Origin of the sequence: Paraburkholderia sp. 22098 (assembly GCF_052045935.1) — a bacterium.
Taxonomy (GTDB): domain Bacteria; phylum Pseudomonadota; class Gammaproteobacteria; order Burkholderiales; family Burkholderiaceae; genus Paraburkholderia; species Paraburkholderia caledonica.
The window spans coordinates 1-25,053 of sequence record NZ_JBQEPV010000024.1 but is presented as its reverse complement, the minus strand read 5'-3'; the positions used below and the strand labels follow the sequence as shown (position 1 = coordinate 25,053).

At 61.0% G+C, this 25,053-nt stretch carries 21 protein-coding genes; 12 read left to right on the top strand and 9 right to left on the bottom strand.

Annotated features, from left to right (window positions below; translation table 11 throughout):
* The first annotated feature begins 23 nt into the window (after positions 1-23).
* The 7 genes from ACTJLB_RS31300 to ureG all read left to right on the top strand — a co-directional run bounded on the left by ACTJLB_RS31300 (position 24) and on the right by ureG (position 5,352).
* Positions 24-827: a transporter substrate-binding domain-containing protein gene (locus tag ACTJLB_RS31300; protein ID WP_020065117.1), complete on the top strand. Its 804-nt coding sequence runs from the start codon at positions 24-26 to the stop codon at positions 825-827.
* Between the two features lie 133 nt (positions 828-960).
* A complete protein-coding gene (gene ureA, locus ACTJLB_RS31295; protein WP_006048588.1) occupies positions 961-1,263 on the top strand; it encodes an urease subunit gamma in 303 nt (100 codons plus the stop codon).
* A 36-nt stretch (positions 1,264-1,299) separates the two neighbouring features.
* Complete coding sequence (locus ACTJLB_RS31290) at positions 1,300-1,605, top strand: urease subunit beta (protein WP_020065115.1); 306 nt, start codon at positions 1,300-1,302, stop codon at positions 1,603-1,605.
* A 55-nt stretch (positions 1,606-1,660) separates the two neighbouring features.
* Positions 1,661-3,367 (top strand): urease subunit alpha, encoded by a 1,707-nt coding sequence (ureC, locus tag ACTJLB_RS31285; protein WP_020065114.1) that lies wholly within the window; start codon positions 1,661-1,663, stop codon positions 3,365-3,367.
* Between the two features lie 2 nt (positions 3,368-3,369).
* The gene (gene ureE, locus ACTJLB_RS31280; RefSeq protein WP_204520363.1) at positions 3,370-4,020 is read left to right on the top strand and encodes an urease accessory protein UreE; all 651 of its coding nucleotides are present in this window, start codon (positions 3,370-3,372) and stop codon (positions 4,018-4,020) included.
* A complete protein-coding gene (locus tag ACTJLB_RS31275; protein WP_392392908.1) occupies positions 4,007-4,687 on the top strand; it encodes an urease accessory protein UreF in 681 nt (226 codons plus the stop codon). The genes ureE and ACTJLB_RS31275 overlap by 14 nt, the downstream gene beginning before the upstream one ends.
* Before the next feature lie 11 nt (positions 4,688-4,698).
* Positions 4,699-5,352, top strand: a complete 654-nt coding sequence (ureG, locus tag ACTJLB_RS31270) for an urease accessory protein UreG (RefSeq protein ID WP_020065111.1) — start codon at positions 4,699-4,701, stop codon at positions 5,350-5,352.
* Between the two features lie 36 nt (positions 5,353-5,388).
* Here the strand turns inward: ureG and waaA are convergent, their stop codons facing one another.
* The 4 genes from waaA to ACTJLB_RS31250 all read right to left on the bottom strand — a co-directional run bounded on the left by waaA (position 5,389) and on the right by ACTJLB_RS31250 (position 10,422).
* A complete protein-coding gene (waaA, locus tag ACTJLB_RS31265; RefSeq protein ID WP_310065673.1) occupies positions 5,389-6,696 on the bottom strand; it encodes a lipid IV(A) 3-deoxy-D-manno-octulosonic acid transferase in 1,308 nt (435 codons plus the stop codon).
* Between the two features lie 139 nt (positions 6,697-6,835).
* Positions 6,836-7,720: a Kdo hydroxylase family protein gene (locus ACTJLB_RS31260; protein WP_440785568.1), complete on the bottom strand. Its 885-nt coding sequence runs from the start codon at positions 7,718-7,720 to the stop codon at positions 6,836-6,838.
* A gap of 49 nt (positions 7,721-7,769) precedes the next feature.
* Positions 7,770-8,771, bottom strand: a complete 1,002-nt coding sequence (waaC, locus tag ACTJLB_RS31255) for a lipopolysaccharide heptosyltransferase I (protein WP_020065108.1) — start codon at positions 8,769-8,771, stop codon at positions 7,770-7,772.
* A 256-nt stretch (positions 8,772-9,027) separates the two neighbouring features.
* Positions 9,028-10,422 (bottom strand): phosphomannomutase/phosphoglucomutase, encoded by a 1,395-nt coding sequence (locus ACTJLB_RS31250; protein ID WP_020065107.1) that lies wholly within the window; start codon positions 10,420-10,422, stop codon positions 9,028-9,030.
* A 260-nt stretch (positions 10,423-10,682) separates the two neighbouring features.
* Between ACTJLB_RS31250 and ACTJLB_RS31245 the strand changes: the two genes are divergently transcribed.
* From ACTJLB_RS31245 to galE, 4 genes are read left to right on the top strand one after another with little or no spacing between them, the layout of a single operon-like run.
* A complete protein-coding gene (locus tag ACTJLB_RS31245; protein ID WP_440785581.1) occupies positions 10,683-11,945 on the top strand; it encodes an oligosaccharide flippase family protein in 1,263 nt (420 codons plus the stop codon).
* Positions 11,942-12,775, top strand: a complete 834-nt coding sequence (locus tag ACTJLB_RS31240) for a glycosyltransferase (RefSeq protein WP_440785567.1) — start codon at positions 11,942-11,944, stop codon at positions 12,773-12,775. Before ACTJLB_RS31245 ends, ACTJLB_RS31240 begins: the two co-directional genes overlap by 4 nt.
* 53 nt (positions 12,776-12,828) lie before the next feature.
* The gene (locus ACTJLB_RS31235) at positions 12,829-13,977 is read left to right on the top strand and encodes a glycosyltransferase family 4 protein (protein WP_440785566.1); all 1,149 of its coding nucleotides are present in this window, start codon (positions 12,829-12,831) and stop codon (positions 13,975-13,977) included.
* 12 nt (positions 13,978-13,989) lie between these two features.
* Positions 13,990-15,012, top strand: a complete 1,023-nt coding sequence (galE, locus tag ACTJLB_RS31230; RefSeq protein ID WP_440785565.1) for a UDP-glucose 4-epimerase GalE — start codon at positions 13,990-13,992, stop codon at positions 15,010-15,012.
* Between the two features lie 789 nt (positions 15,013-15,801).
* Here the strand turns inward: galE and ACTJLB_RS31225 are convergent.
* The 4 genes from ACTJLB_RS31225 to ACTJLB_RS31210 form a co-directional block, all read right to left on the bottom strand.
* The gene (locus ACTJLB_RS31225; protein ID WP_310354387.1) at positions 15,802-17,478 is read right to left on the bottom strand and encodes a hypothetical protein; all 1,677 of its coding nucleotides are present in this window, start codon (positions 17,476-17,478) and stop codon (positions 15,802-15,804) included.
* Between the two features lie 20 nt (positions 17,479-17,498).
* Positions 17,499-17,885 carry a GtrA family protein gene (locus ACTJLB_RS31220; protein ID WP_310354385.1) on the bottom strand — a complete coding sequence of 129 codons (387 nt, stop codon included), beginning with the start codon at positions 17,883-17,885 and terminating at the stop codon, positions 17,499-17,501.
* Positions 17,882-18,820 carry a glycosyltransferase family 2 protein gene (locus ACTJLB_RS31215; protein ID WP_310354384.1) on the bottom strand — a complete coding sequence of 313 codons (939 nt, stop codon included), beginning with the start codon at positions 18,818-18,820 and terminating at the stop codon, positions 17,882-17,884. Before ACTJLB_RS31215 ends, ACTJLB_RS31220 begins: the two co-directional genes overlap by 4 nt.
* An 800-nt stretch (positions 18,821-19,620) precedes the next feature.
* Positions 19,621-21,252 (bottom strand): methyl-accepting chemotaxis protein, encoded by a 1,632-nt coding sequence (locus ACTJLB_RS31210; protein ID WP_310354382.1) that lies wholly within the window; start codon positions 21,250-21,252, stop codon positions 19,621-19,623.
* Positions 21,253-21,504: 252 nt separating this feature from the next.
* On the opposite strand from ACTJLB_RS31210, the gene ACTJLB_RS31205 reads away from it, so the two are divergent.
* Positions 21,505-22,602 carry an MraY family glycosyltransferase gene (locus ACTJLB_RS31205; RefSeq protein ID WP_310354380.1) on the top strand — a complete coding sequence of 366 codons (1,098 nt, stop codon included), beginning with the start codon at positions 21,505-21,507 and terminating at the stop codon, positions 22,600-22,602.
* A 1,673-nt stretch (positions 22,603-24,275) separates the two neighbouring features.
* Here ACTJLB_RS31205 and ACTJLB_RS31200 read toward each other — a convergent pair.
* The gene (locus ACTJLB_RS31200; RefSeq protein WP_440785564.1) at positions 24,276-24,962 is read right to left on the bottom strand and encodes a T6SS immunity protein Tli4 family protein; all 687 of its coding nucleotides are present in this window, start codon (positions 24,960-24,962) and stop codon (positions 24,276-24,278) included.
* Positions 24,963-25,053: the final 91 nt, after the last annotated feature.

The window sequence follows — 25,053 nt, the reverse complement described above, 5'->3', positions numbered from 1 at the left end:
CGCCACCACCACAGCTACTACAAATGAACCGACCAACGCTTCGTTCCGCCCGCCGCACGCTCCTCGCCGCCCTGCTCGTTTCGCCTGTCCTCGCAATCACAGCCCCTGCGGCGCACGCCGATACGCTCGACAACATCGCCAAGGCAGGCGTGCTCAAGGTCGCCGTGCCGGAAGACTATCCGCCGTTCGGCTCGGTCGGCCCCGACATGAAGCCGCAAGGCTATGACATCGACACCGCCGCGCTGCTCGCGAAGTCGATGAACGTGAAGCTCGAACTGGTGCCCGTGAACAGCGCGAACCGCATTCCCTATCTGCAAACGAACAAGGTCGATCTGGTGATCTCGTCGCTCGGCAAGACGCCCGACCGCGAGAAAGTGATCGACTTCTCAAACGCGTACGCGCCGTACTATCAGGGCGTGTTCGGCCCCGCCGACATCAAGGTCAGCGGCCCCGCCGATCTGACCGGCAAGACGGTCGGCGCGACGCGCGGCGCACTCGAAGAACTCGGTCTCACGCAAATGGCACCGAACGCCACGATCAAACGCTTCGAGGACAACAACGCGACCATCGCCGCATTCCTGTCGGGCCAGGTTCAGTTGATCGCTGCGGGCAACATCGTCGCCGCCGCGATTCTGGCTAAGAATCCGCCGCGCCGTCCTGAGCCTAAGTTCGTCATCAAGAACTCGCCGTGTTTTGTCGGCATGAACAGGAACGAACCGCGCCTGCAGCAGAAGGTGAACGCCGCCATCGCGCAAGCCAAGCAGGACGGCACGCTCAATACGATGTCGAAGAAGTGGTTCGGCGCAGCGCTGCCCGCGGATCTGTAAGCGCGTCGTTAGCCGGGCTTGATAGCGTCACTTTTTTGTCCGGCATTGCATGGGTCGCATCGGCGACCCGCAACGCATATCATTGTCGCAGCCCGATTCCTTCGGATCGGGCGCAACCCACCGCACTCATTCGATGAAGCTGACACCTCGCGAGAAGGACAAGCTGCTGATCTTCACCGCCGCGCTGCTTGCCGAACGGCGCCGCGCACGCGGCCTCAAACTGAATTATCCGGAAGCGGTCGCGTTCATCACCGCCGCGCTGATGGAAGCGGCGCGCGACGGCAAGACCGTCGCCGAGGTCATGCACTACGGCACGACGCTGCTCACTCGCGACGACGTCATGGAAGGCGTGCCAGAGATGATCCCCGACATCCAGGTCGAAGCCACGTTTCCCGACGGCACGAAGCTCGTCACGGTTCATCATCCGATTCCCTGATCCGCTGAATCCCGCTAAACCTATTAAGGCACGCCCATGATTCCCGGCGAACTCATCACCGACGACGGCGAACACGAACTCAACGCGGGCCGCGCCACCGTCACGGTGCTCGTGTCGAATACCGGCGACCGGCCGGTGCAGATCGGCTCGCATTACCACTTCTATGAAGTGAACGACGCACTCGCTTTCGACCGCGAAGCCGCACGCGGCTTCCGGCTGAACATCGCCGCGGGCACCGCCGTGCGTTTCGAGCCCGGCCAGGAGCGCACCGTCGAACTCGTCGAACTGGCGGGTGAGCGCATCGTCTATGGCTTCAACGGCAAGGTGATGGGCAAGCTGTGACGCGCCGCGCGCGCTCATCCGCTTGCACCGCCCTGCTCAATTCCGGACTGACATCATGACCTTACGCATTGGCCGCCGCGCATACGCGGAAATGTTCGGCCCCACCACCGGCGACCGCGTGCGTCTCGCCGACACCGAGTTGCTGATCGAAGTGGAGCGCGACTTCACCACGTACGGCGAAGAAGTGAAGTTCGGCGGCGGCAAGGTGATTCGCGACGGCATGGGCCAGTCGCAGCGCGTGCATGCCGACGTCGTCGATACCGTTGTGACCAACGCGGTGATTCTCGACCATTGGGGCATTGTGAAGGCCGACATCGGCATCAAGAACGGCCGCATCGCGGCTATCGGCAAGGCGGGCAATCCCGACATTCAGCCGAACGTGACGATCGCGATCGGCGCATCCACGGAGGTGATCGCCGGTGAAGGGCTGATCGTGACGGCGGGCGGCATCGACACGCATATTCACTTCATCAGTCCGCAGCAGATCGAAGAAGCGCTCGCCAGCGGCGTGACGACGATGCTCGGCGGCGGCACGGGTCCGGCAACGGGCACCAATGCGACCACCTGCACGCCGGGCCCGTGGCATCTCGAACGCATGCTGCAGGCAGCGGACGGCTATCCGATGAACCTCGGCTTCCTCGGCAAAGGCAACGTGAGCCAGCCGGAGCCCGCGCTCGAACAGATCGCGGCGGGCGCGATCGGCCTGAAGCTGCACGAAGACTGGGGCACGACGCCGGCCGCAATCGACAACTGCCTGTCCGTCGCCGACGACACCGACACGCAGGTCGCCATTCACACGGACACGCTGAACGAAGCGGGTTTCGTCGAAGCGACCGTGGCGGCGTTCAAAGGCCGCACGATTCATACGTATCACACGGAAGGCGCAGGCGGCGGCCACGCGCCCGACATCATCAAGGTATGCGGCGAAGCGAACGTGCTGCCTTCGTCGACCAATCCGACGCGGCCCTACACCGTCAACACGCTCGAAGAACATCTCGACATGCTGATGGTTTGCCACCACCTGGACCCGTCGATTGCGGAAGATATTGCGTTCGCCGAATCGCGCATTCGCCGCGAGACCATCGCCGCGGAAGACATTCTGCACGATCTCGGCGCGCTTTCCATGCTGTCGTCGGATTCGCAGGCGATGGGCCGCGTAGGCGAAGTCATCATCCGCACGTGGCAGACCGCGCACAAGATGAAAGTGCAACGCGGCGCGCTGCCCGAGGACACCGCACGGCACGACAATTTCCGCGCGAAGCGCTATGTCGCCAAGTACACGATCAACCCGGCAATCACGCACGGCATTGCGCATGAAGTCGGTTCTATCGAGCCCGGCAAGTGGGCCGATCTCGTGTTTTGGGAGCCCGCCTTTTTCGGCATCAAACCGTCGTTGATCCTCAAAGGCGGCATGATCGCAATGGCACAGATGGGCGATCCGAACGCGTCGATTCCTACGCCGCAGCCGGTGCATTATCGCGAGATGTTCGCTACGCGCGGCGGTGCACTCGGGCGCACGTCGCTGACTTTCGTTTCGCAACTCGCCGCCGATGCAGGCGTCGCGGAGCGCTATGGCCTGAACAAGCGTATCGTGGCTGTGAAGAACTGCCGAAACATCACGAAGGCAGACATGATTCACAACGCGTGGCGCCCGTCGATCAGCGTCGATCCGGAAACCTATCAGGTGATCGCCGATGGTCAACTGCTGACCTGCGAACCGGCGACTGTCCTGCCGATGGCGCAACGCTATTTTCTGTTCTGACCATGCGCACACTCGACAAACTGGTTGCACCGCATCTCAAACTCGCGCCGGTGCTGGTGAAGCGCGCGCCGACGCTAACGCTTGCTTTCGACGAGCGCCGCAAGAGCCGCCTTGCGGCCACGCTCGACACCGGCGAAGAAGTGGCGGTACTGCTGCCGCGCGGCACCGTGCTGCGCGACGGCGATGTGCTAATTGCGGACGATGGCGGTCTCGTGCGAATAGTCGCCGCGCCGGAAGCCGTGCTGGTGGTCCGTGCGAAAGACGCGTTGACGCTCACGCGTGCGGCGTATCACCTGGGCAATCGTCATACGCCTGTGGAAGTCGGCGCGGATTATCTGAAGCTCGAATACGATCCGGTGCTGGCCGATATGCTGAAGCGTATCGGCGCAACGGTCGATCAGGTTTCGATGCCGTTCCAGCCAGAGTCTGGCGCGTACGGCGGCGGCCATAAGCACGGCCACGACGAGACGTTCGCTGAAGACTATGCATTGGCGCAGCAGGTGTTCGGCGAGCATCATGGGCATGAGCATTCTCATGATCACGAGCACGGGCATGGCCACGCGCACGATCACGGGCACGATCACGGGCACGAAGGCCACGTCCACGACGAATCTTGCGGCCACGCGCATCACCATCACCATGCGCATCGCTGAGCTCACGGCGCTACTGCACCTCGCGTCGCCGGCGCTGCCTATCGGCGCCTTCAGCTACTCACAGGGTCTGGAAGCGGCGATCGAAGCGCAACTGATCACCGATGCCGATTCGGCACGCGCCTGGATCGCGAGCGGCCTCACCGATGTGCTCGCGCATGGCGAACTGCCGTTTCTCGCGCACCAGATGGAGCGCTGGCGCACACACGACGCGGCCGGCCTCGCGCAGGCGAATGGCGAGTTCCTCGCGAGCCGCGAGTCGGCCGAATTGCGGCGTGAAACCGAACAGATGGGCTGGTCGCTGCGGCAATTGTGCACGTCGCTCGAATGGGGCGATGCGGCGCGCCGTGCGACGCTCGCCTCGATGACGCCGCTCGCGCAACCCACGGCGTTCGCTTTTGCAGCCTATGCACACGATGCCGCCGTCGACGCCGCGCTTGCCGCGTACGCGTTCAGCTGGGTCGAGAACCAGGCCGCCGCAGCATTGAAAGCCGTGCCGCTGGGACAACTGGCGGGGCAACGCATCATCGTCGCGTTGCGCGAGCCGATCAATGCGGCGGTCGAGCGCGCTTTAGCCACGTCGCCGGAAAACATCAATACTTTCGCGCCGCAGCTCGGCATTCTGTCGGCGCGTCACGAGTCGCAGTATTCGCGGCTTTTTCGCTCATAAAACGATCCATCATGAACGCACCTCATCATCCCGCTCACTCGTCCGTCCGCACGAAGAAGCTGCCGCCGCTGCGCGTGGGCGTCGGCGGCCCGGTCGGCTCGGGCAAGACCACGTTGCTCGAAATGCTCTGCAAGGCGATGCGCGAACAGTACGACCTCGTCGCGATCACCAACGACATCTATACGAAAGAAGATCAGCGCCTGTTGACCGTGGCGGGCGCGTTGCCGGCCGAGCGGATCATGGGTGTGGAGACGGGCGGCTGTCCGCATACCGCGATTCGCGAGGACGCGTCGATCAACCTGGAAGCTGTCGATCGCATGCTCACGCGTTTTCCGGATGCGGACATCGTCTTTATCGAATCAGGCGGCGATAACCTCGCGGCGACCTTCAGCCCGGAACTGTCGGACCTGACGATTTACGTAATCGACGTGGCAGGCGGCGAGAAGATTCCGCGCAAGGGCGGCCCAGGCATTACGAAGTCGGATCTGCTCGTGATCAACAAGACGGACCTCGCGCCGATGGTCGGTGCGAACCTCGACGTCATGGCGTCCGACGCGAAGAAAATGCGCGGCGAGCGGCCTTTCGTGATGAGTAATCTGAAGGCGCTCGACGGCTTGGACGACGTGGTGCGGTTTATCGAGCGAAAGGGGCTGTTGAAAGTTTGAAGGCAAGCGCTGAGTCTCCTCAGCGCTTGCTTGTCCTCACTCCGGCAACAACGCCATCAACACATCCACGGTGCGCGCGGTTGCCCCGCGATGACGCGCGGCAAACGCCGAGGCCGCGCCGCCCATCATGAGCCGTCGCGCCTTGTCGTTGAAGAGTTCGCGCAGTGCTCGCGCCAGATCGGCCGGATCCTGCACCTGCACCGCCGCGCCTGCGGCGACTGCATCGGCCGTGGCCTGCGTGAAGTTGAACACGTGCGGCCCGATCAGCACGGGCACGCCCACCGCGCAGGCTTCAATCAGATTCTGTCCGCCGAGCGGCAACAGACTGCCGCCGATAAACGCGAGGTCCGAGGCCGCGTAATAAGCGCCCAGTTCACCCATCGAGTCGCCGAGCAGCACATTCACGTCCGCCGGCAAAGCGGGCACGCCTCCGCTTGCAGCCGCTAACGCAACCTTCGCATCCGGCGCCCACGTCGAACGTCGCGCGAGTCGCCGCCCGGCTTTCTCGACGAGCGCTGCAACCTCATTAAAACGCTGTGGATGGCGCGGCACGAGAATCAACAGCGCATTCTCAACGTCGAGGGCCGCGAACGCCTGCAACACGAGTTCCTCTTCGCCTTCGCGTGTACTTGCCGCCACCCACACGGGTCGCGCGCCGATTGCCGCGCGCCACGCATGACCGCGCGCCGCCAGTTCCGGCGGCGTGCTCATGTCGAATTTAAGATTGCCGAGTACCGCGACGTTGCGCGCGCCGAGCGCCGTCAACCGTTCCGCGTCCGATGGGCTCTGCGCCAGCACACGCGCAAAGCCGCCGAACACGTCTTTCGTCGCGCCGCCGAATCTGGCGGCCCGCTTATATGAGCGCGCCGACATCCGCGCGTTGGTCAACACCAGTGGGACGTCGGCGCGCCGGCATTCGTCGATCAACGTGGGCCACACTTCGGTTTCCATTACCAGACCGAGCGACGGCCGCCACGCACGCAGAAAGCGCCGCACCGCGTGCGGCATGTCGTACGGCAGATAGCTGCGCATCACGCGGTCGCCGAAGATCTGCTCGCCGGTCGCGCGGCCGCTCGGCGTCATATGAGTCAACAGAATGCGTGCGTCCGGGCGGGCTTTGATGAGCGCGTCGATCAGCGGTTGCGCGGCACGCGTCTCACCGACCGACACCGCGTGCACCCAGATCAACGGCGCGTCGTCTTCGGGCAAACGTCCGCGAACATAGCCGAAACGCTCTGCGATATGTTGCCGATAGCCACGCTCCTTGCGCGAACGGATCAGCAGACGCAGCACCGCAACCGGCGCGATGATCCACCAGAGCGCGTTATAGATTGCCCTTAGCATCGGCGCTCCGCATGATGCAAGCGCGCAGCGTGCAGCTCGCAAATACCGTGCGGATGCGATGGCCCTGGCGCAGCCGCATGGTCAGCCATCGGCGCGCGACGGTGCACAAAGTCTGGCGAGCCCGAACGAACCGCGGCGCTCAAACCAGCGCCCTGCCCTTCAGGCGTTCAAGTATGCCGAGCGGCGCACATTCGGGTTGCACCATTGCCTTGACCGGCAGGAAGAACGTCTGCTCGAGCATGAACTGACCGGACATCACCGCGTGCGAAGTCTGATCTGAGAAGCACACCCACACGCTGCCCGGCGGAAACGGCATGGTCTCCTGCGGACTTGTCTTCTGATATTGCATGTCGGCCTTCATGCCGTCGTGCAGATGGAGCATCAGATGGTCGTACTCGCTGCGCGGCGATTTCGTTACGTGCAACAGATTCAGCAGCCACGCCGCGCCCGGCATTTGCGGCTTGATGCGCGGCAGAAAGCGTTTGGCCATGTCCTCGAACGGTTCGCCGACTCGCCATACGCGCGGCACGCCATTCGGATTGACGTTGGCGAACACGCGCAGAATGCGTTCGCCGTAATTGGGCCGCGACGGAAAGGCGTCCACATGCAAGCGGCTATCGTCCTTGCGCCATGACGTTTGCCGTGTTTCTACCTGATGCAGCCGCAAACTCGTGGGCGCGACGCGCAGCTTGCCGTTGTATTCGGGAAAGAGCCCGTCGACGAGCGTGCGCGCATTCGTTTGATAACGCGCGATCAATGCGCGCACCGCAGACTGCGTGACCGCGTTGCCGGCCACGCCATGCAATGCGCCGCCATTCGGTTCGAGGCTGATGTTCTTGCGGTTCGGATCGGCCAGCGCGGGGTCGAGCAGCGCCTGCTCGCCGCCTTCAATCGCGAAACGCAGGTTCGGGAAATACAGCACCTTGCCGCGTTCGACTCCGGCGAGCAGCGTCTCACGCGGCACGGACAGGTTGCGCGCGTGCCAGTCGGCATTCGCTACTTCGATGATCTGGGTTTCGTTCATGATCGCCCTTGGAAACGGATGACGCGTGAGGCGAAGCGCACCGGACGAATCACAACAGTCCGAAGCCGGCAAGCGCGGACTTCACCTGTTGCAGCGTGGGCGGTTGCCCTGCCGTGCCGAGATTGACGACGTTCGGCGACCAGTAGCCGCCGGTGCGCCACGCGGTCGCGAAATTGTACAACTCGACCGTGGGCCGCTTAAGCGCCGCCGCGATGTGAACCAGACCTGTGTCAACACCGACCGTTGCAGCCGCGCCTTCAATCAGACCGACCACCGCAGGCAACGACAGCCTGGGCGGCACGATGGCTGCCGCCCCGAACTCTTTGGCGAGACGCTCGCTCGTCTCGCGCTCGGCCTCGCTGCCCCAGGGCAAGACGATCGACGCGCCGCGCCGCACGAGCGACTGCCCCAACTCGATCCACGCGGTATCGGGCCATTGCTTGTCGGCACGCGAGGTTGCATGCACGAACACCACGTAAGGCACCGGAAGATTGAGATTCGCCGCCGACAACGCCAACGCGGCGCGCCGCGTGTCGATGCCAAAATCGATTTCGTCGGTAGGTTGCGGCTTCGGGTCGTTCAGCGCCGCCGCCACCAGTTGCCGCGTGCGCTCGACCACATGCGTGCGCGGCTCGATCGGCACGCGCTTGTCGTAAAAGAAGCGCACCGGCCATTCGAAGCCCGCGCCGTCAGTGCGATTTGCAAGGCCGACGAGCGGTCCGCGCGCCATCTTCGCGACCCACGCGGTCTTGATGAGCCCCTGGCAGTCGATCACCAGATCGTAGTTCTCGGCGGCGAGCGCACGTCGGAATGCACTTATCTCGCGCCAGTTGCCGATCGACAAGATGCGCTTGCGCCAACGGCGCAGCGACACGGGAATCGCGCGCCGCACGCCGGTCACGAGTTCGACGAGCCCCACGAAGCTTTCCTCGACGAGCCAGTCGATCTGCGCCTCGGGATGACGGCGCCGGATGTCGGCGATCACCGGCATGTTGTGAACGACGTCGCCCAACGACGACACCCTCACGATCAATATCTTTTGCACGCTCAAGAGTGGGAAAACCGGTTATCCGGCCCGAAGATGCATTGAAAGAAGTCCAACGAAACCTAACGCTTCGCGTGAGACTTCCAGCGAGAGACGACAGAACGTAGACGTTATGTCACCAGGACGGCAATTCTAGCGCGACCCGGCAGACTGGCATGAAAAAACGCGGCGCGGTAAGTGAAACCCGCGCCGCGTTCTGGCCGATGGCCACGGCTCGCCAGCAACGCCAGCAATGCCAGCGCAAGCCCCGCCGTTCGAACGTTTAGAACGGCAGCTTTGCGTCAGCCTTCTCCGCGAGAATCACGCGGCGGAAGTCTTCCTGAATGCGCTTGAGTGCCGCGTCGTTATCGGCTTCAAAACGCATGACCACGACCGGCGTGGTGTTCGACGAACGCGCGAGGCCGAAGCCGTCGGGGTACTCGACGCGCAGGCCGTCGATCTTCACGACGTCGTCGGCGCCGGTGAATTTCGCGTTCTGCTGCAAGCGTGCGATAAGTTCGAAATTCTCGCCTTCCTCGAGTTTCAGTTGCAGTTCGGGCGTGGAGTTCGAGTTGGGCAGCGAGTTGAGCAGCTTGCTCGGGTCTTCCACACGCGTGAGGATTTCCAGCAGACGAGCGCCCGTGTACAGGCCGTCGTCGAAACCGTACCAGCGGTCCTTGAAGAACACGTGGCCGCTCATTTCACCCGCGAGCGGCGCGCCGGTTTCGCGCAGCTTCGCCTTTACGAGCGAGTGGCCGGTCTTCCACATGAGCGGCTCGCCGCCCTTGTCCTTCACCCACTTCGCGAGATTGCGGGTGCACTTCACGTCGTAAATGATCTGCGCGCCCTTGTTGCGCGACAGCACTTCTTCGGCGAACAGCATCAGTTGGCGGTCCGGATAAATGATCTGACCGTCTTTGGTGACGACGCCGAGGCGGTCGCCGTCGCCGTCGAACGCAAAGCCGATTTCCGCGTCCGTTTCCTTCAGTGCGCGAATCACGTCCTGAAGGTTTTCCGGATGCGCCGGATCCGGGTGATGGTTCGGGAAGTTGCCGTCGATTTCCGTGAAGAGTTCGACGAGTTCGCAACCGAGCTTCTTGAAGAGCTTCGGCGCGAGGCCGCCGGCGACGCCGTTGCCGGTGTCCACGACGATCTTGATCGGGCGCGTGAGCTTGACGTCGCTCGCAATGCGCTCGAGATACGCATCGGCAATGTCGTACTCGGCGTAGGTGCCGCTGCCTTCGGAGAAGTTTTCGTCGACGATGCGCTGATGCAGCGCGAGAATCTGGTCGCCGTAAATCGCGGAGCCGCGCAGCACCATCTTGAAGCCGTTGTAGTCCGGCGGATTATGACTACCGGTCACGACGATGCACGAATCGATACGCCGTTCGCCGCCTTCGAGTTGCAACGGCACGCTCGCCGCAAAGTAGCCGACCGGGGTTGGCACCATGCCGACATTGACCACGTCGACGCCGGCCGCACGCAGCCCGTCCGACAATGCCTGGATCAATTCCGGGCCCGACAGGCGACCGTCACGCGCGACCACCACGGCGTCGCCGCCTTGTGCACGCACTTCGCTGCCGAACGCACGGCCGATCGAACGCGCTGCATCGGCATCGAGCGTCTTGCCGATTACGCCGCGAATGTCATATGCCTTGAAAATAGATTTGGAGATCATGTTGGCTCACTTGCGTGCAATGGAAAATTTTGACCGGCGCAGTCATGCTGAATCGGTAAATCATAGCGATCGGACATGATGCTGCGCCCTTGCCGGAAGCAATCCGGTTCCAACTTATAATTGCGCTTTTAGGACCAGCCTGGTAACACCATTCTAATGCTTAGACGCCCTCCATTTGTAAAGTTGCCAAGGCCGCCCGTGCCTCGACGGCCAGCCAGGTGGGCAGACTCGCGCCGAACGCATTGGCGGGCACTTACCGGATGCTGACGCTCAAGCGCTTTGCCAATCCCGACGTCACGCGCGCCTTCACGAACATTGTCTGGCTTGGCCTCGAACGGCTCACGCAAATCGGCGTGGCCATTGCAATCAGCGGCATGCTCGCGCGTTACTTCGGGCCGGACACGTTCGGCAAATGGCAATACGCCAATACGCTGCTGCTGGTGCTCTCGCCTGTCACCTGGGTATGCGGCGCAGAGATTCTCGTGCCCACCATTGTCGAGCGACCGCCCGCGCAGCTCGGCACCGTGCTCGGCAGTGCGTTCGCACTGCGCTTTTCGGTGTCGGTTGTAGCATTGCTGCTGACGTGGCTCGGCATTGCGCTCAATCTGTTCGATCCGCTCGTCGGCGCGATGCTCGCGGGACTCGCCGTCACGATGCTGTTTCGCGAACCGTTCGTCGGCGTGATCAATGCGTGGCTGCAGAGCATGACGTACAGCAAGCCGCAATTGCTCACCAGCATGAGTACGGCGGTTATCAAGGCTGGCTTCGTCTATCTGCTCGTGCGCGCCGCTGCGCAACCCGCGCGCTTCGGCTGGCTGTGGGCGCTCGAGTCTGCGGCCATCGGCAGTGTACTGGTGGTCTATTACATTCGTCGTCATGGCGGCAAGCTGCGGTTACATTTTGACCGCTCTCTCTTCAAGCACTTCGCGAGCGCGGGCACGGTGTTCTGGCTCGGCCTGATCTGTATGTATCTGTTCCTGAAACTGGATCGGCTCATGTTGGAGCGGGCCATTTCGTTTGCCGATCTTGGCCGCTATTCCGCCGCGCAGCAGTTGAACGAAAACTGGATCACGCTCGCGCTGATGCTCGCGCAGACCATCGCGCCGGCGTTCGTCTACCGTGTGCAGCAGGCCGCACAGTTGCGCCGCAACGTCTGGCGCCTTACCGCAATGACCGCCGCGTTGATGGTCGCGGGCGCCGCGGTGCTCGATCTGCTCGCCGGCTTTATCATTCGCCGCGTGTTCGGGCCGGGCTTCGAAGGCGCGATCGAAATTTTCCGCTGGGCGGTTTGGCTCTCCGTGCCCGCCGGCATCGAGGCAATCGGCAATCTGGTCGTTCTCAAGTATCAGGCGAAGTTCGTGTTGCTGTTCAAATGGCTGCTCGCGCTAGCCGTTGCGTTCGTCGTCAATCTGCTGGCTATTCCGCGGCTAGGCGCTTATGGCGCGCTCGTGGGCCTTGCATGCGGTTATCTCGCGGCGGCGTCGGTTAATCTTTATTACATCCGTTTCAAATTGCACCCATGACGCTTACCGCCGTCGACACGCCGCCGCACTGCCTCGATGACGTCGCGGTGCTGATGCCCGCCTACAACGGCCAGGCCGACGTCGATCTTACGCTCGCGTCGTTCAATGAAAGTGCGCTGGTGCACGTTCTGATCGTCGATGACGGCAGCACGCCGCCCATCGTCGCGCCAACGCTTGCGAACCTGCAGATCGAAGTGTTGCGCATGCCGCAGAACGGCGGCATCGAGCGTGCGTTGCAAACCGGTATCGACGCGCTCGCGCAGCGCGGCTTTCGCTATGCCGCTCGTATAGACGCGGGCGACCGCAGCGTGCCGCAACGGCTTGCGAAGCAGCGCGCATACATGGAAGCGCATCCGCAAGTGGCCGGGCTCGGCATGTGGACGCAGGTGGTCACGCGTGCGGGCGCACCGCTTTTCATGCTGACGCCGCCCGCCGAGCCCGCGGCGATTCGCCGACTGCGGTTCTTCCGCTCATGCCTCGCGCATCCTTCCATGATGCTGCGTATCGACGCCGTGCGCGCCGTCGGCAATTACCGCGCGGCCTATCCGTCGGCGGAAGACCTCGATCTGTTCGTGCGTCTGATGGAACGTTACGACTGCGCGAACCTGCCGGAACTGGGTCTTTACTACGAACTGAACGAAGGCGGCATCAGCGCGACGAGGCGCCGCCGCCAGGTGCTCTCGACACTGCGGCTGCAACTGCGCTACTTCAACGTCGCGAATCCCTACGACTGGTTCGGCCTCGCCAAAAATCTGCTGCATCTCGTGACACCGTACCGCGCGTTGCAGCGGGTCAAACGCGGCCTTCTCGCGCCGCGCGCGAGTCATTGATCCGCATTGTCACGTCCGTTCGTCCTTTCATTCACCGCCGAGCACGTTCCCGCATGAAGCCAGCCTTGAAGTCGACGCCCGCGTTGCGCATTACACTCGTGTGTAACACCGCCTGGGCAATCTACACGTACCGGCAAGGGCTGATTCGCATGCTGGTGCGACGCGGCGTCGACGTGACGGTGCTCGCGCCGCGCGACCGCACGTTCGAGTTGCTCACGGCCATGGGCTGCCGCTGCATCGAATTGCCGGTCGCCTCCAAAGGCACCAATCCGCGTGACGACCTGCGCACGTTGTACACGCTGTACCGGCGCTACCGCGCGATCCGCCCGCACGTGGTATTTCATTACACGATCAAGCCGAATATCTATGGCTCGATAGCCGCCAAACTGGCGGGCGTGCAGTCGGTTGCGGTGACGACGGGGCTCGGGTATGTGTTCATCCAGCGAAGCCGCGCCGCGCTGGTGGCCAAAAAGCTGTATCGTTTCGCGTTCCGTTTTCCGCGCGAAATCTGGTTTTTGAATCGCGACGATCAGACAGCGTTTGTCGAACAGAATTTGTTAGTGCATCCTGAACGCGCCCGGCTGTTGCACGGTGAAGGCGTCGATCTCGAACAGTTCGGCTTTACACCTCTGCCCGAGCGCGCGGAATTCAAGTTCGTTCTGATTGGCCGTTTGCTGTGGGACAAAGGCGTCGGCGAATACGTGGAGGCTGCACGGCAGCTTCGCCAACGTTATCCGCAAGCGCGTTTTCAGTTGCTCGGTCCGGTCGGCGTCGACAACCCGAGCGCGATCACACGCGACGAAGTGGCGGCCTGGGAACGGGAAGGCATCATCGACTATCTCGGCGAGGCGCATGACGTACGGCCTTTTATCGCCGATGCGGATTGCGTCGTCTTGCCGTCGTATCGCGAAGGCGTGCCGCGCACGCTGATGGAAGCATCGGCGATGGGCCGGCCGATTGTCACGACCGACGTGCCGGGCTGCCGCGAGGTGGTAGCACACGGGGTCAATGGACTGCTTTGCGAAGCGCGCAGCGCAGAAAGCCTCGCCGCGGCGTTCGCCGGAATGCTCGATATGAGCGTCGCCGAGCGCCGCGCCATGGCAGAACGCGGCCGGCAGAAAGTCGCGCAGGAGTTCGACGAACGCGTCGTCGTCGAAACGTATAAGGACCTGGTGCAAAAAATGACAGGCGTTTTACTTTAACGGAGCAACAGCATGACCACGAAGGGCACGATTCTGGTAACGGGCGGCGCGGGCTTCATCGGTTCGCACACCTGCGTTGAACTGCTGAACGGTGGCTACGACGTCGTGGTAATCGACAATCTCGTGAATAGCAACCGCGAGTCGCTGCAACGCGTGGAGCGAATCGCAGGCCGCGCCGTTGCGTTTTACGAAGCGGACGCGCGCGACGAGGCGGCGCTCAACCGTGTTTTCGACGCGCACCCGATTACCGGCGCCATCCACTTTGCCGCGCTGAAAGCGGTGGGCGAGTCGGTTGCGAAGCCGATCGAGTACTACAGCAACAACGTGGGCAGCCTGCTCGCGCTGCTCGGCGTGATGCGCGATCGCAACGTGAAGCAGTTCGTGTTCAGTTCGTCGGCGACGGTGTACGGCGTGCCGAAAAGCTCGCCTATCGACGAATCGTTTCCGCTGTCGGCCACGAATCCGTATGGTCAGTCGAAGCTGATTGCCGAACAGGTGTTGCGCGATCTCGAAGTGGCCGATCCCTCGTGGCGCATTGCCACGCTGCGCTATTTCAATCCGGTCGGCGCGCATGAAAGCGGGCTGATCGGCGAAGATCCGGCGGGCGTTCCTAACAACCTGATGCCGTATGTCGCGCAGGTCGCGGTCGGCAAGCTAGACAAGCTGCGCGTGTTCGGCGGCGACTATGAAACGCCCGACGGCACCGGCGTGCGTGACTATATTCACGTGGTGGATCTCGCGCGCGGGCATCTGGCCGCGCTCGATGCGCTCGTCAAACGCGACGCGAGCTTCGTCGTGAATCTGGGGACGGGCCAGGGTTACAGCGTGATCGACGTCGTGAAGGCGTTCGAGAAGGCGTCGGGGCGGCCGGTGCCGTATGAGATCGTGGCGCGCCGTCCGGGCGATGTGGCGTCATGCTTTGCCGATCCGCGCGCCGCATTGGAACTGCTCGGCTGGCGCGCGGAGTTCGGCATCGAAAGAATGTGTGCGGATCACTGGCGGTGGCAGTCGGCGAATCCGGACGGCTTTAACTGATTCGGTCGCAAGAAGGTTGCGGGCATGCGGTGAAAGACGGCATGTCCGCCTCTTTCCGCTTCACGTCCCGCTTTGCCTACTGGATTCTTCCTCGCCCCAGTTCAACTCCAGCGCTACCTTTTTCCCTACTCCTTCAAATGCGCCGCCGCACTCTGGTTAAGCCGCTATCCGATGGACCGTAGAACAGAGTCAGCCCAAGCCGACCGCCCAGTCATTTTTGGAACGCCGTATGGTCTAATGCGAGCAACCAACTTTCGAATCCTGCACCGCGCGAGGCAGTTACTAATGCGAAACGATGCAACTATCGCTGGAGCCTATCGGTTCGAGCTAACAGCCAGAATAAGACCATTTGGATGAACCCCCTAAGCCGAACTTTGATTCGAGTTCACATCGTCACCGTTGGCGTTGACACGAACGCGTCAACGTTAGGCCAGTGATACAGTTGTCTCGCGTAGGAAGCGACTGTCGGTCAACTGAGCTCATGCTGGATGCCTCCTTGCCAAACTGCGCACCTGGAGCAAAGTTGAGGCAGATCAGACAGCAGACTATCAGTTAGCCAAACAGACGGAAGCGGACCGTTCGAAGCCGAACTCGCTCCAAAGACGAGCCGACTAGGCGCTTCGCCGTCGATGCTGTCTTATAAGGCAGCAGTCGGACCCTTAACAACCGCATACCGCGGTGCGATGTCGGAGACAACATGGGAAGGGCTCTGAGGCCTAGCGCTAAAGACATCGGTCGTACTCCGTCGCCTTGCTTGCCCGATGCGTCGGTCAGCTTTCACCTCGTTGATTATCTTATGCTGGTGACGCGGCACCACTGATAGGGAGAAGTGCCCGCGCCGATGTGGGCTTTATAAAGCTTGCAGGAGCTGGCGTCGAGCACAAATCCATAGTTCGCAAGGACAGCTTTAGAATTAACGATCTCAGTCAAGTTCTTGGCCTGGTCGTACTCTCCATGTGTCCAGTAGCCGGGAATCAGGGCGTACAGCGGTCCTCCCCTTGTGCGAGCCATGGCGTGGACCTTATTGTCGTACGCTGGCCTTGCCTGTGGAAATGCTGACACGACAGCGGCGAACGCAACGTTCTCAGGGAAGAGCGCGACCATCCAACCGAGTGGCGGGTCGCCCGAGGTCAACAGCACCGTCGTGTTCTCCGGCGTTGGAAGCGGCGGCAGGTCAATCGAAAATGTCTTCTTGCTCCATGCCTCGTGGCCCCACGAACGCGCACCGCCAATCAACACGATGAGCGAACATATGACGAGCATCGTTCTCGAGACGCCAATCGCTCTCCGGTACGTAAGCATCTGGCCGACTAACATATAGACGACGAGCGGTAAGCACAGTTCGATTCCAACGAGATACCGTTGAATGCTAAACAGTTTCATCCATACCAGATACCCGATCGCGACGTACGCGACCACGTACCGACCCCGGCCTGGCAATTGAGGCGCTGCGACTCCCTTCGCTTTTCGAACCGCCACGGTCAGGGCCCAGCACCAGAAACACGCGTATGCTACGGCCCATATCGCCTGATGCAGGCGCGCCTGTCCGACACGGTAAGGATTGAGCGAGAAAATGAAAGGAAAGACGATCGCTTCGAGGAAACTCTTCGGAAGCCAGACAGTGTCAACAACTGACACCGGCGAGGTCAGCGCACTAGGGAAAACGGAACTGAATTGCGGATACAACGGGTTGCCGTACCGGTGCCAAAGTTCGGCGAACCAGAAACCGCCGGTCGTTGCAAGGCCAGCTAGCACGCCAACGCCAAATACGAATGCCGCGCGCAGGCGCGAAGGTATCGACACTGGCGCGAACAGGAGGCCGCCGCATAGCGCAACAGAAAAGACAGCTGTCGTCAGTTTGAGTCCGGCACCCGCCCCGGACACGAAACCGGCGAGAAGCAGTGTCGCGATCACGGGTATGCGGAACTGCGCCAGTCGCGGCCAGACGTGCAGCACGATGAGCAAAGCACCGAGACTTGCGAGCGATGTCGTGTTATCGCCCATCGTGTTACCGATCGCTGATAGAAAGTTGGCGGTGACGCAGCCCGCGAGTGCAAGCCAGAATGCCGTTCGATAACGGGTTGCCTCGGGAACATGACTTAGCGTCATAAGGCAGATACCGAGCAGCAGGGGGAAATTCAGCCCGTGAACGACGCCCATCACGAACCCGACAACCATCGCGGGCAGATGCATCGCCATGAAGTAAAACGGAATATCCAACAGCGGATTGAAATAGCTTTGCATCCCGGCGGGAGCAAGATCGATCGATAACTTCCCGTGAACGAATGCAAAGGCGTTGTATAGGTGATAGTTGCGCAGGTCCCAGTTTGAATCAGCGCCCTTACTCAGTGAGTACAGTCCAAAGATGATCGGAACGATCCAACACGCATGCTTTACGGCGCGAGGGCTGTTGATGCTGAGGCCTCGAAGCCAATGCGTTCGGTTCTGCACGGTCGTGGTATTCATTTGGGTGCGTAAGGTACGGCCTAATTTCGGAAGGCCCAAAATTTGGCTGCGAAGAAATTGACGAACATCCCTGCGAGCGATCCGCAGGCGACCCCGATCAGCGGCAGCCATGAACTACGAGGCCCGCTGATGATGATGAGCGAATACACCGCGTAATTGATGCTTGCGCCGCTCAACATGGACAGCAGGTAGCGCCACCATTCCGCCCACGCGGAACGCTGCCCCCGGTCACGGAAGGTGTATTGACGATTGATCCGCCAGGTCACCCACACGGCGGCTAGAAACGACACGACCCGGCCGAAGAATGGACCGGATCGGCACGCAAGCGCGAAGTACAGGACACCAGCGTCCGCCGCGAATCCGATGGCGCCTGCAATGGCGAATCGGATGACCTGCGACTTCATCATGCCCGACGGGGACCAGGGATCGCCAGGTAGGCGAGGCGCTTCGATTCCGCTCGTCCGTGCGTGACGGTATCAAGGACGATACCGCATACCAGCAGGATTGCGCCGAACAGCATCAGGGCGACGCACATCAGTGCTGTCGGCAAGCGCGGTACGAGACCTGTGCGGATGAACGTGTCGAACAACGGTATGGCGAGCAGGATGGAAATGAGGGCGCACAATCCGGATCCGAGCGAGAAAAACGCCAATGGCTTCTCTGTCTTGAAGAGCCTGGCGATCGTCATGAGGATTCGGAAGCCGTCGCGGTAGGTGTTGAGCTTGCTGGCTGACCCTTCGGGACGAGATTTGTATATCGTACCCGTCTCCGCTACGGGCATGCGCAGCTCGAGCGCATGGACCGTCAGTTCCGTTTCTGTCTCGAAGCCCGATGCGTGAGCAGGAAACGACTTCACATATCGACGCGAGAAGACCCGGAACCCCGAGAGCATGTCTGTGAAAGTCCGGCCAAAGATGGACGATACACAGCGTGTCAGGAGGACGTTCCCGAAACGATGCCCGAATCGATAGGCAGCGTGCTCTTCGGAAACCCGAGTGCCAACGACCATATCGAGCCCTTCCGCAAGAAGGGCGTCGATCATTGCCGGCGTTGCACTCGCATCATAGGTGTCATCGCCGTCGACGAGCACGTAGATGTCTGCCTCGACGTCGGCGAACATTCGCCGGATGACGTTTCCTTTGCCGCGCAGCGCCACCGTCCGGACATGAGCGCCAGCATTCTTCGCCACTTCAACCGTTGCGTCGGTCGAGTTGTTGTCGAACACGTGCACTTCACATCCGGACACGACAGCTTTGAAATCCCGCACTACGGCAGCGATCGTTGCGGCTTCGTTAAGGCAAGGGATGAGAATGGCAATGCGATGTGCAGTTTGTGCGGACATTCTGTGATAGAGAAATGCTCGGGTTACGGCACGGGACCACGCGTTCCGCAGCGGCACAGGCAGCCACGGATTGAGCGGATAACTCGCCAAGTAAGTGGTCTATTTTAATAGAGTTTCGTTGAGCGCAACGAACTTGCACCGTGGCGAATGGAGCCACGGTGCCGCTCCCCGCCGCAGAATCGTTCGCAACTCGGCAGGATGGCGTGCCATGTAATTTGGTAAAAGAAGCGGACTGACAGCCACGCCCCGGGTGGTGATAGGCATCGAAGCGATAGATCGGAAGGCATCGAAGCCCAAGCTGCACGTGGTTGGTAGCAAGTACGCCGTAAGTATGCACGGTGTCGACTGCGGGATTGTTGCTGTCCAGACGTTGCAGCATCGCGGCGACGGGTGGATGCTGTTCGCGCTTGATCGAAGCGTCAAACTCGCAGTTATGACGACATACCGGCATAAAAGCGGAATGACTTTTGCGATGTTGGCGAAACCATCGGGAAAGTGGGGCGGCCTTGCAACCGGTCGCGCTAACGCACGAGCGGTACCGCGTTTTCGATTTATGGACGGCTTCGGCGCCTCACTATTGAGAGCAGTTGGCGAGACGCAACAACAATTCGCGGCATCTGGGCGCTTGCGGGCGGACGCATGTTGGAGATGAGCAATCTGCTGCACCGCGAAGTGTCGCGTACCGACTCGGGCGAATATTCCGCGGGCCTCTTATATTCGACAAGTGCGGCGTTGCCGCGCGAAGTCCCCGATCCCTGTAACTTTGTCCGTTTGTTACAGTCGGCCTGCGCTATCGAAACTCAAACAGTCTCCAGTAGCAGCGCACGGCTGGTGATGCTGAAATCCACGTTCGCCCGGACACCAGTACCCGCTCCCGACGGACTTTCTCCCACCCGAAACACCGCAACCGCCTCCCGCAAAACAGCGGCCTGTTCTTCCAGCGATTTCGCCGCCGCAGCCGCTTCCTCTACGAGTGCGGCATTGTGCTGCGTGACTTCGTCGATCTGCGAGACGGCCTTGTTGACCTGCTCGATGCCGTCGCTCTGCTCCAGCGCGGCGGCCTCGATTTCTCCCATGATGCCGGTCACGCGCTCGACCGACTGCATCGCCTCGTTCATCGTGCGGCTCGCCTCGGCCACGAGTGACGCGCCCTGCTCGACCTGAGCCGCCGAATCGCCGATCAGTTCCTTGATCTCCTTCGCCGCCGCGCCCGAGCGCTGCGCGAGGCTGCGCACTTCCGACGCCACGACTGCAAAGCCGCGCCCCTGCTCGCCAGCACGCGCCGCTTCCACGGCCGCGTTCAACGCGAGAATGTTGGTCTGAAACGCAATGCCCTCGATCATGCCGATAATCTCTGTCACTTTGCGCGACGACTCGCTGATGCCGTCCATCGTTTCCGTGACACGCGACACCACCTTGCCGCCGCGCGTAACCGTGTCGAGCGCGCCGTGCGCGAGCCGGTTGGCCTGCTTCGCGTTGTCCGCGTTCTGCTTCACGGTCGCCGAGAGCTGCTCCATGCTCGCGGCCGTCTGCTGAAGCGCCGCGGCTTGCTGCTCCGTGCGTGCGGACAGGTCTGCGTTGCCCGAGGCAATTTCGTTCGCGCCCTGCGTAATGGCCGTTGTGCTGCCGCGCACTTGCGACACCGTGTCGACAAGACCGTCGCGCATCTTCGTTAGCGCGCTCAGCAACTGGCCCATTTCATTGCGCGACTGGCTCTTGATCGCCACGGTCAGATCGCCTGCGGCCATCCGCTCAAAGTGCTTGACGGTGGCATTGACCGGCTTGATGAGCGCCGCCGACAACGCAACGCGCGCCGCCACGCCGATCACGATGGCGAGTGCGCCGATTGCTGCAAAGAGAAGCGTCGCAATCTGGAAGCGTTGCGCGGCGGTCCCGGCCTGGCGGTGCTGGTTCTCGGTCTGCGCATGTTCGAGCGCGTCGATCGCCTTCGAATACGTGGAGTAAAACCCGTTCGCCGTCTCGCCCTGAATATTGCGGAACGTATTGAAGTCGAAGTCGGTGAGCGCTTTGAACTCCGGTTCGATTGCCTTATCGACCAGCGCGTTACGGGCCTGCTCGACGTTCTGCGCGAGCTTCTGCTCCGCGTCGCTCGAGAACGGCCCCGCCATGTAATTGCGAAAGTCCTTGTTCGATTCGACCAGCACCTTGTGCGCGGCGGGCAGCAGGTCGTCGGTTTGCTTGCCGACGCTGAAGAGCGTTTGATAAGAGCCCAGCGCGAGTTGCACCTGCAGCAGCTTTTCGGAGCTTGCCTTCAGATGCGAGAGCGCCGCTGCGCTGCGCTGCGTGTCGTCGAGGCTACTGTTGGCAAGCTTCAGTGCGCCATATCCAACGCCGATTACGGTCAGCAGGAAGACAACGAATACGCTGATCACCAGCGTCAGGCCGCCACGAATTGTGATGTTATTTAGCATTGGGTCTCCGGAACCGTCTTGTCGATCCGCGGCGAGTGTTCTATCCGCCCGCATAGCGCACACGTCGCCGCATCCAGGTTAACGACGCGGCGCGACCCTCGCTACATAGGTGAAATCCATGACTGGCGCTGGTTTGCGCGCGATTTGTGCCTCACTATCTGGGATTCGTTGCGGCTCTCGGGAGCCCGGCGCTTTTCCGGGCGTCTCGCGTTTCGTTTGTATAATTCGGCGTCTTCGCTCAGGCCCACTTTCATGCTTAGTTTTGCGCTCGGCTTTATCGTTTCACTGCTGATCACGCTGTTGATCGTGCGCTATGCGCATCTGCATGAAAAATTTTCGACCGACACCGATCTGGCCGGCGTACAGAAGTTTCATGTGCGCCCGGTGCCGCGCATCGGCGGAACGGGCATTCTCGTCGGGCTGATCGTTTCGGCCGTGCAACTGCGCTATGCCTATCCGGCAGTATCGGGCGGCATCCTCGGGCTCATTGCGTGCGGCATGCCGGCCTTCGGCTCGGGTCTCGTCGAGGACCTGACCAAGCGTGTGTCGCCGCTCGCGCGCCTCGTCTGCACGATGGCGGCAGCGGCGCTTGCGTATTTTCTGCTGGACGTCGCAGTCACGCGCATCAGCGTGCCGCCGCTCGACTTCCTGCTCTCATATACTGTGATCTCGTGCGCGGTCACGGTGCTCGCGGTGGCGGCGCTTGCGAACGCGATCAATATCATCGACGGCTTCAACGGCCTTGCGTCGATGGTGGCGTTCATGATGTTTGCGTCGCTCGCTTATGTCGCTTTCCAGGTGCACGATCCGATCGTGCTGTCGGCGTCGTTCATGATGATGGGCGCGGTGCTCGGCTTCTTCATCTGGAACTTCCCCGCGGGGCTGATTTTTCTCGGCGACGGCGGCGCGTACTTCATCGGCTTCATGCTTGCCGAACTGTCGATCATGCTGGTCATGCGTAACCGCGACGTGTCCGCGTGGTATCCGGTACTGCTTTTCATGTACCCGATCTTCGAGACGTGTTTCTCGATTTATCGAAAGAAGTTTATTCGTGGCATGTCGCCCGGCATTCCGGATGGCGTGCATCTGCACATGCTGGTGTATAAGCGGCTGATGCGTTGGGCGGTCGGCGCGCGTACCGCACGCGAACTGACGCGGCGCAATTCGCTGACGTCGCCTTATTTGTGGCTGCTATGTCTGATCGCGGTGGTGCCGGCCACGTTGTTCTGGCGGCATACGCTGCATCTGTTCTGCTTCGTGGTGGTGTTCGCGGCGACCTACGTGTGGCTCTACGTGAGCATTGTCCGGTTCAAGTCGCCGCGGTGGATGGTGGTGAGGAAAGGGAAGTAATCAAGCCACCTCTAGGAAGCACGAGCAGTGAGGCGTCGACAATTTCGACTGCTGAACCCAGCGCTGCGGAAAAGGCGTCTCAATTGGAAATTCACAGCGGAGAGTGAAAGGCACTATGCCAGCTGACGATTATGGAGTCTGTCATGATCTTGGCGGCTATGTGGGAAATTGAGTGCTGCGGAACGTCTTGCTGCCTTACGTTCGCAACCGGAACGTGAAGATTGCATGATTGAGGACAGCTCCAGCGGACAATGCGGATGCAAGCAGCTCGGATCGCCTGCCGTTTTCCGAGCTGCTTCATGTCGATCATCCCCAGAGATTTGGCGAGGGATTGGCGCAAGGGGATGGTGTTTCCATCGTGGCTACCGAAGCTGGTGATGGAGCTGTAGCAAAATTTCGAGAATGCTGCGACGACTTCAGCATGCCAACGCTTCGGACCGCGATTGGGTTATCACATCGAGCGCAACCCTATCGCTGTGCCGCGCTTGGGTCGTGAGCCATCCTGCAACAGTGCGTTCGGCTCAAGTCTTAAGAGACTCGCTGACCCGACCGTCACATCGAGCCCGGCGACTTCGCTTGGCGGGCACGCCGGCCCGCTATGTTCAGCCTCGCGCCGGTGAGTGTGAATTTTCGCGATGACACGCCGCGATTTGTAGCGTACCCGAAGGCATACCAACGCAAGCAAAATGACTTTTGGGAAGCATCGGCGTCGGACCGAGTTTGCCGAATCGCGTGCCGGCTTGCGTTCGCGATGTTACCTGCAAGATAAAGAGGCTATGCAGGAGAGCAAAGGTATGGCGTCGAGATGGTTTAGGAAATAGCGATATCATTGCGCTCAGATGAGTACGCAATTTGACGTTCCCACGGGAACTTCAAATGTAGAGCGCGCACGGCGTCCACCCTGCACGCCGCTGCGGTGCATCGTCCAGACTGTATGCGACCGCGTGGCGACTCAGCCACGCGGTGGCCAGCATAAAAGCTACACCGCAACCCTGAACCCGTCGGTTTGGTGCGGTTCTCATCCAGATAATTGCCCTTGGGCTATTGCACCTTCGCTACTGCGGACTGAACTGCAGCCAAATGGTCATCCGACGTCCCAGAAGCTTTCGGACATCCTCGCAACGGTTTCCGGATAATCACGAACTGCGGACCTCCTTGCTGCGTCAGTAGCAAATCCTCTCCCAGAGGTGCAATTCGCATCGAACTCAGACCATGACCGCGGCGTGAAATAGCCATGGGAATGGGTTCCATTGAACGTAAGCTTTGTAAACGCCGCAACGAACAGGAAATTGCGAGTGCGGAGCGACTGCATACGTATCTCCAAGCCGGAGGGCACGGCACTCGCCCCACATTATTATTGCTTGCCTTACGACGTTACGCGTTGACGTAGGACGTATCTTGCGACGGCAAGGCGAGGGCTGGGTGTGCAAAAGCGTACACCCAGATTATCACTGAGCGCGGCATGACGTCCATCAGGTGCAGTCATCATCTGGCGAGGGCCGTCGCATTCAATTTTGCCTGTCGTGTTGCAGGCCGGGCACGTCACACTGTCATCTTCGTGTGCAACATCCTGCCCGTTCAGTTAAATCGCGACCGGCGTAGCGTGGACGGTGCCGTTAGCTGTCGTCGTGTCCCCGTTCAAGATGAGATGTCGTTCCATGATATTTGTTCGCTTACCGACGCTTCACAGATTTCAGTACATCATCCCAGACCGCAATCAACATCGGCCGTGCGCTTTCAGGCACTGCAGAGTGCGTATCCATGGAAATCTTTATGGTCGGCTCGGTCGCGTGATCGTTGCCAGTAATCACGCTCCATTCCAGCGAAACGTCTTTTGACTGCTTGACCGCGTAGCCATATTCATCGCCTTCCCGTCCTGCAACGACCTTCCCGCCACGTCGCAAGATTTCTGTGTCATTGGACACCAGGTTAGCAAGGGGCACTGGCAGGTTGCTCATACGGGCAAGAAGATTGCCGCCAGTATTCTTGGCCTCAGTATTGGTGCTCATCATAAGCGACGCATCGGGACCCGATAAATCGACCGAAATCAATGCCGTCTCGCCGCCCGCGTAACCACCCGGAATAAAACCTCGCTCGATGCAAAACCCCTGCTCAGCTGGGACAGCAAATGGATCGCGAAGCCGGACCTGCTGGATGAGCTGTGAGATAGCCACTTTCGCGCCTTGAACAGAATCGTTTGTTACCTCGATACTGAAAAGGAAACCCGTGTCCTGCTTCAGAGTGGTTCCACGCACACTGTAGAGATCATTTCCGCTTTGCCAGACCTGAACTGGGTCGGCCGCATTGTCGCTTTGTGAGACAACCTGCTTGGGTGGACTTGCCCCTGCATGACCGGACATGCGGTCACGCTTAAGTTGATGAATTTGCTCGCTGGCGAAACTCGCGTGGTGAGCAGTATTTCAGGGCGCTGTGCGGATGCGATTCGTTGTA

Bases quoted from the DNA above. Each gene is read 5' to 3' on its own strand.
- ACTJLB_RS31200 (WP_440785564.1), bottom strand. From the start codon at position 24,962: ATGTCCGGTCATGCAGGGGCAAGTCCACCCAAGCAGGTTGTCTCACAA.
- galE (WP_440785565.1), top strand. From the start codon at position 13,990: ATGACCACGAAGGGCACGATTCTGGTAACGGGCGGCGCGGGCTTCATC.
- ureE (WP_204520363.1), top strand. From the start codon at position 3,370: ATGCGCACACTCGACAAACTGGTTGCACCGCATCTCAAACTCGCGCCG.
- ACTJLB_RS31300 (WP_020065117.1), top strand. From the start codon at position 24: ATGAACCGACCAACGCTTCGTTCCGCCCGCCGCACGCTCCTCGCCGCC.
- ureG (WP_020065111.1), top strand. From the start codon at position 4,699: ATGAACGCACCTCATCATCCCGCTCACTCGTCCGTCCGCACGAAGAAG.
- ACTJLB_RS31235 (WP_440785566.1), top strand. From the start codon at position 12,829: ATGAAGCCAGCCTTGAAGTCGACGCCCGCGTTGCGCATTACACTCGTG.
- ACTJLB_RS31205 (WP_310354380.1), top strand. From the start codon at position 21,505: ATGCTTAGTTTTGCGCTCGGCTTTATCGTTTCACTGCTGATCACGCTG.
- ACTJLB_RS31275 (WP_392392908.1), top strand. From the start codon at position 4,007: ATGCGCATCGCTGAGCTCACGGCGCTACTGCACCTCGCGTCGCCGGCG.
- ACTJLB_RS31225 (WP_310354387.1), bottom strand. From the start codon at position 17,478: ATGAATACCACGACCGTGCAGAACCGAACGCATTGGCTTCGAGGCCTC.
- ACTJLB_RS31220 (WP_310354385.1), bottom strand. From the start codon at position 17,885: ATGATGAAGTCGCAGGTCATCCGATTCGCCATTGCAGGCGCCATCGGA.
- ACTJLB_RS31245 (WP_440785581.1), top strand. From the start codon at position 10,683: ATGCTGACGCTCAAGCGCTTTGCCAATCCCGACGTCACGCGCGCCTTC.
- ACTJLB_RS31260 (WP_440785568.1), bottom strand. From the start codon at position 7,720: ATGAACGAAACCCAGATCATCGAAGTAGCGAATGCCGACTGGCACGCG.
- ACTJLB_RS31290 (WP_020065115.1), top strand. From the start codon at position 1,300: ATGATTCCCGGCGAACTCATCACCGACGACGGCGAACACGAACTCAAC.
- ACTJLB_RS31210 (WP_310354382.1), bottom strand. From the start codon at position 21,252: ATGCTAAATAACATCACAATTCGTGGCGGCCTGACGCTGGTGATCAGC.
- ureC (WP_020065114.1), top strand. From the start codon at position 1,661: ATGACCTTACGCATTGGCCGCCGCGCATACGCGGAAATGTTCGGCCCC.
- ACTJLB_RS31215 (WP_310354384.1), bottom strand. From the start codon at position 18,820: ATGTCCGCACAAACTGCACATCGCATTGCCATTCTCATCCCTTGCCTT.
- waaA (WP_310065673.1), bottom strand. From the start codon at position 6,696: ATGCTAAGGGCAATCTATAACGCGCTCTGGTGGATCATCGCGCCGGTT.
- ureA (WP_006048588.1), top strand. From the start codon at position 961: ATGAAGCTGACACCTCGCGAGAAGGACAAGCTGCTGATCTTCACCGCC.
- ACTJLB_RS31250 (WP_020065107.1), bottom strand. From the start codon at position 10,422: ATGATCTCCAAATCTATTTTCAAGGCATATGACATTCGCGGCGTAATC.
- ACTJLB_RS31240 (WP_440785567.1), top strand. From the start codon at position 11,942: ATGACGCTTACCGCCGTCGACACGCCGCCGCACTGCCTCGATGACGTC.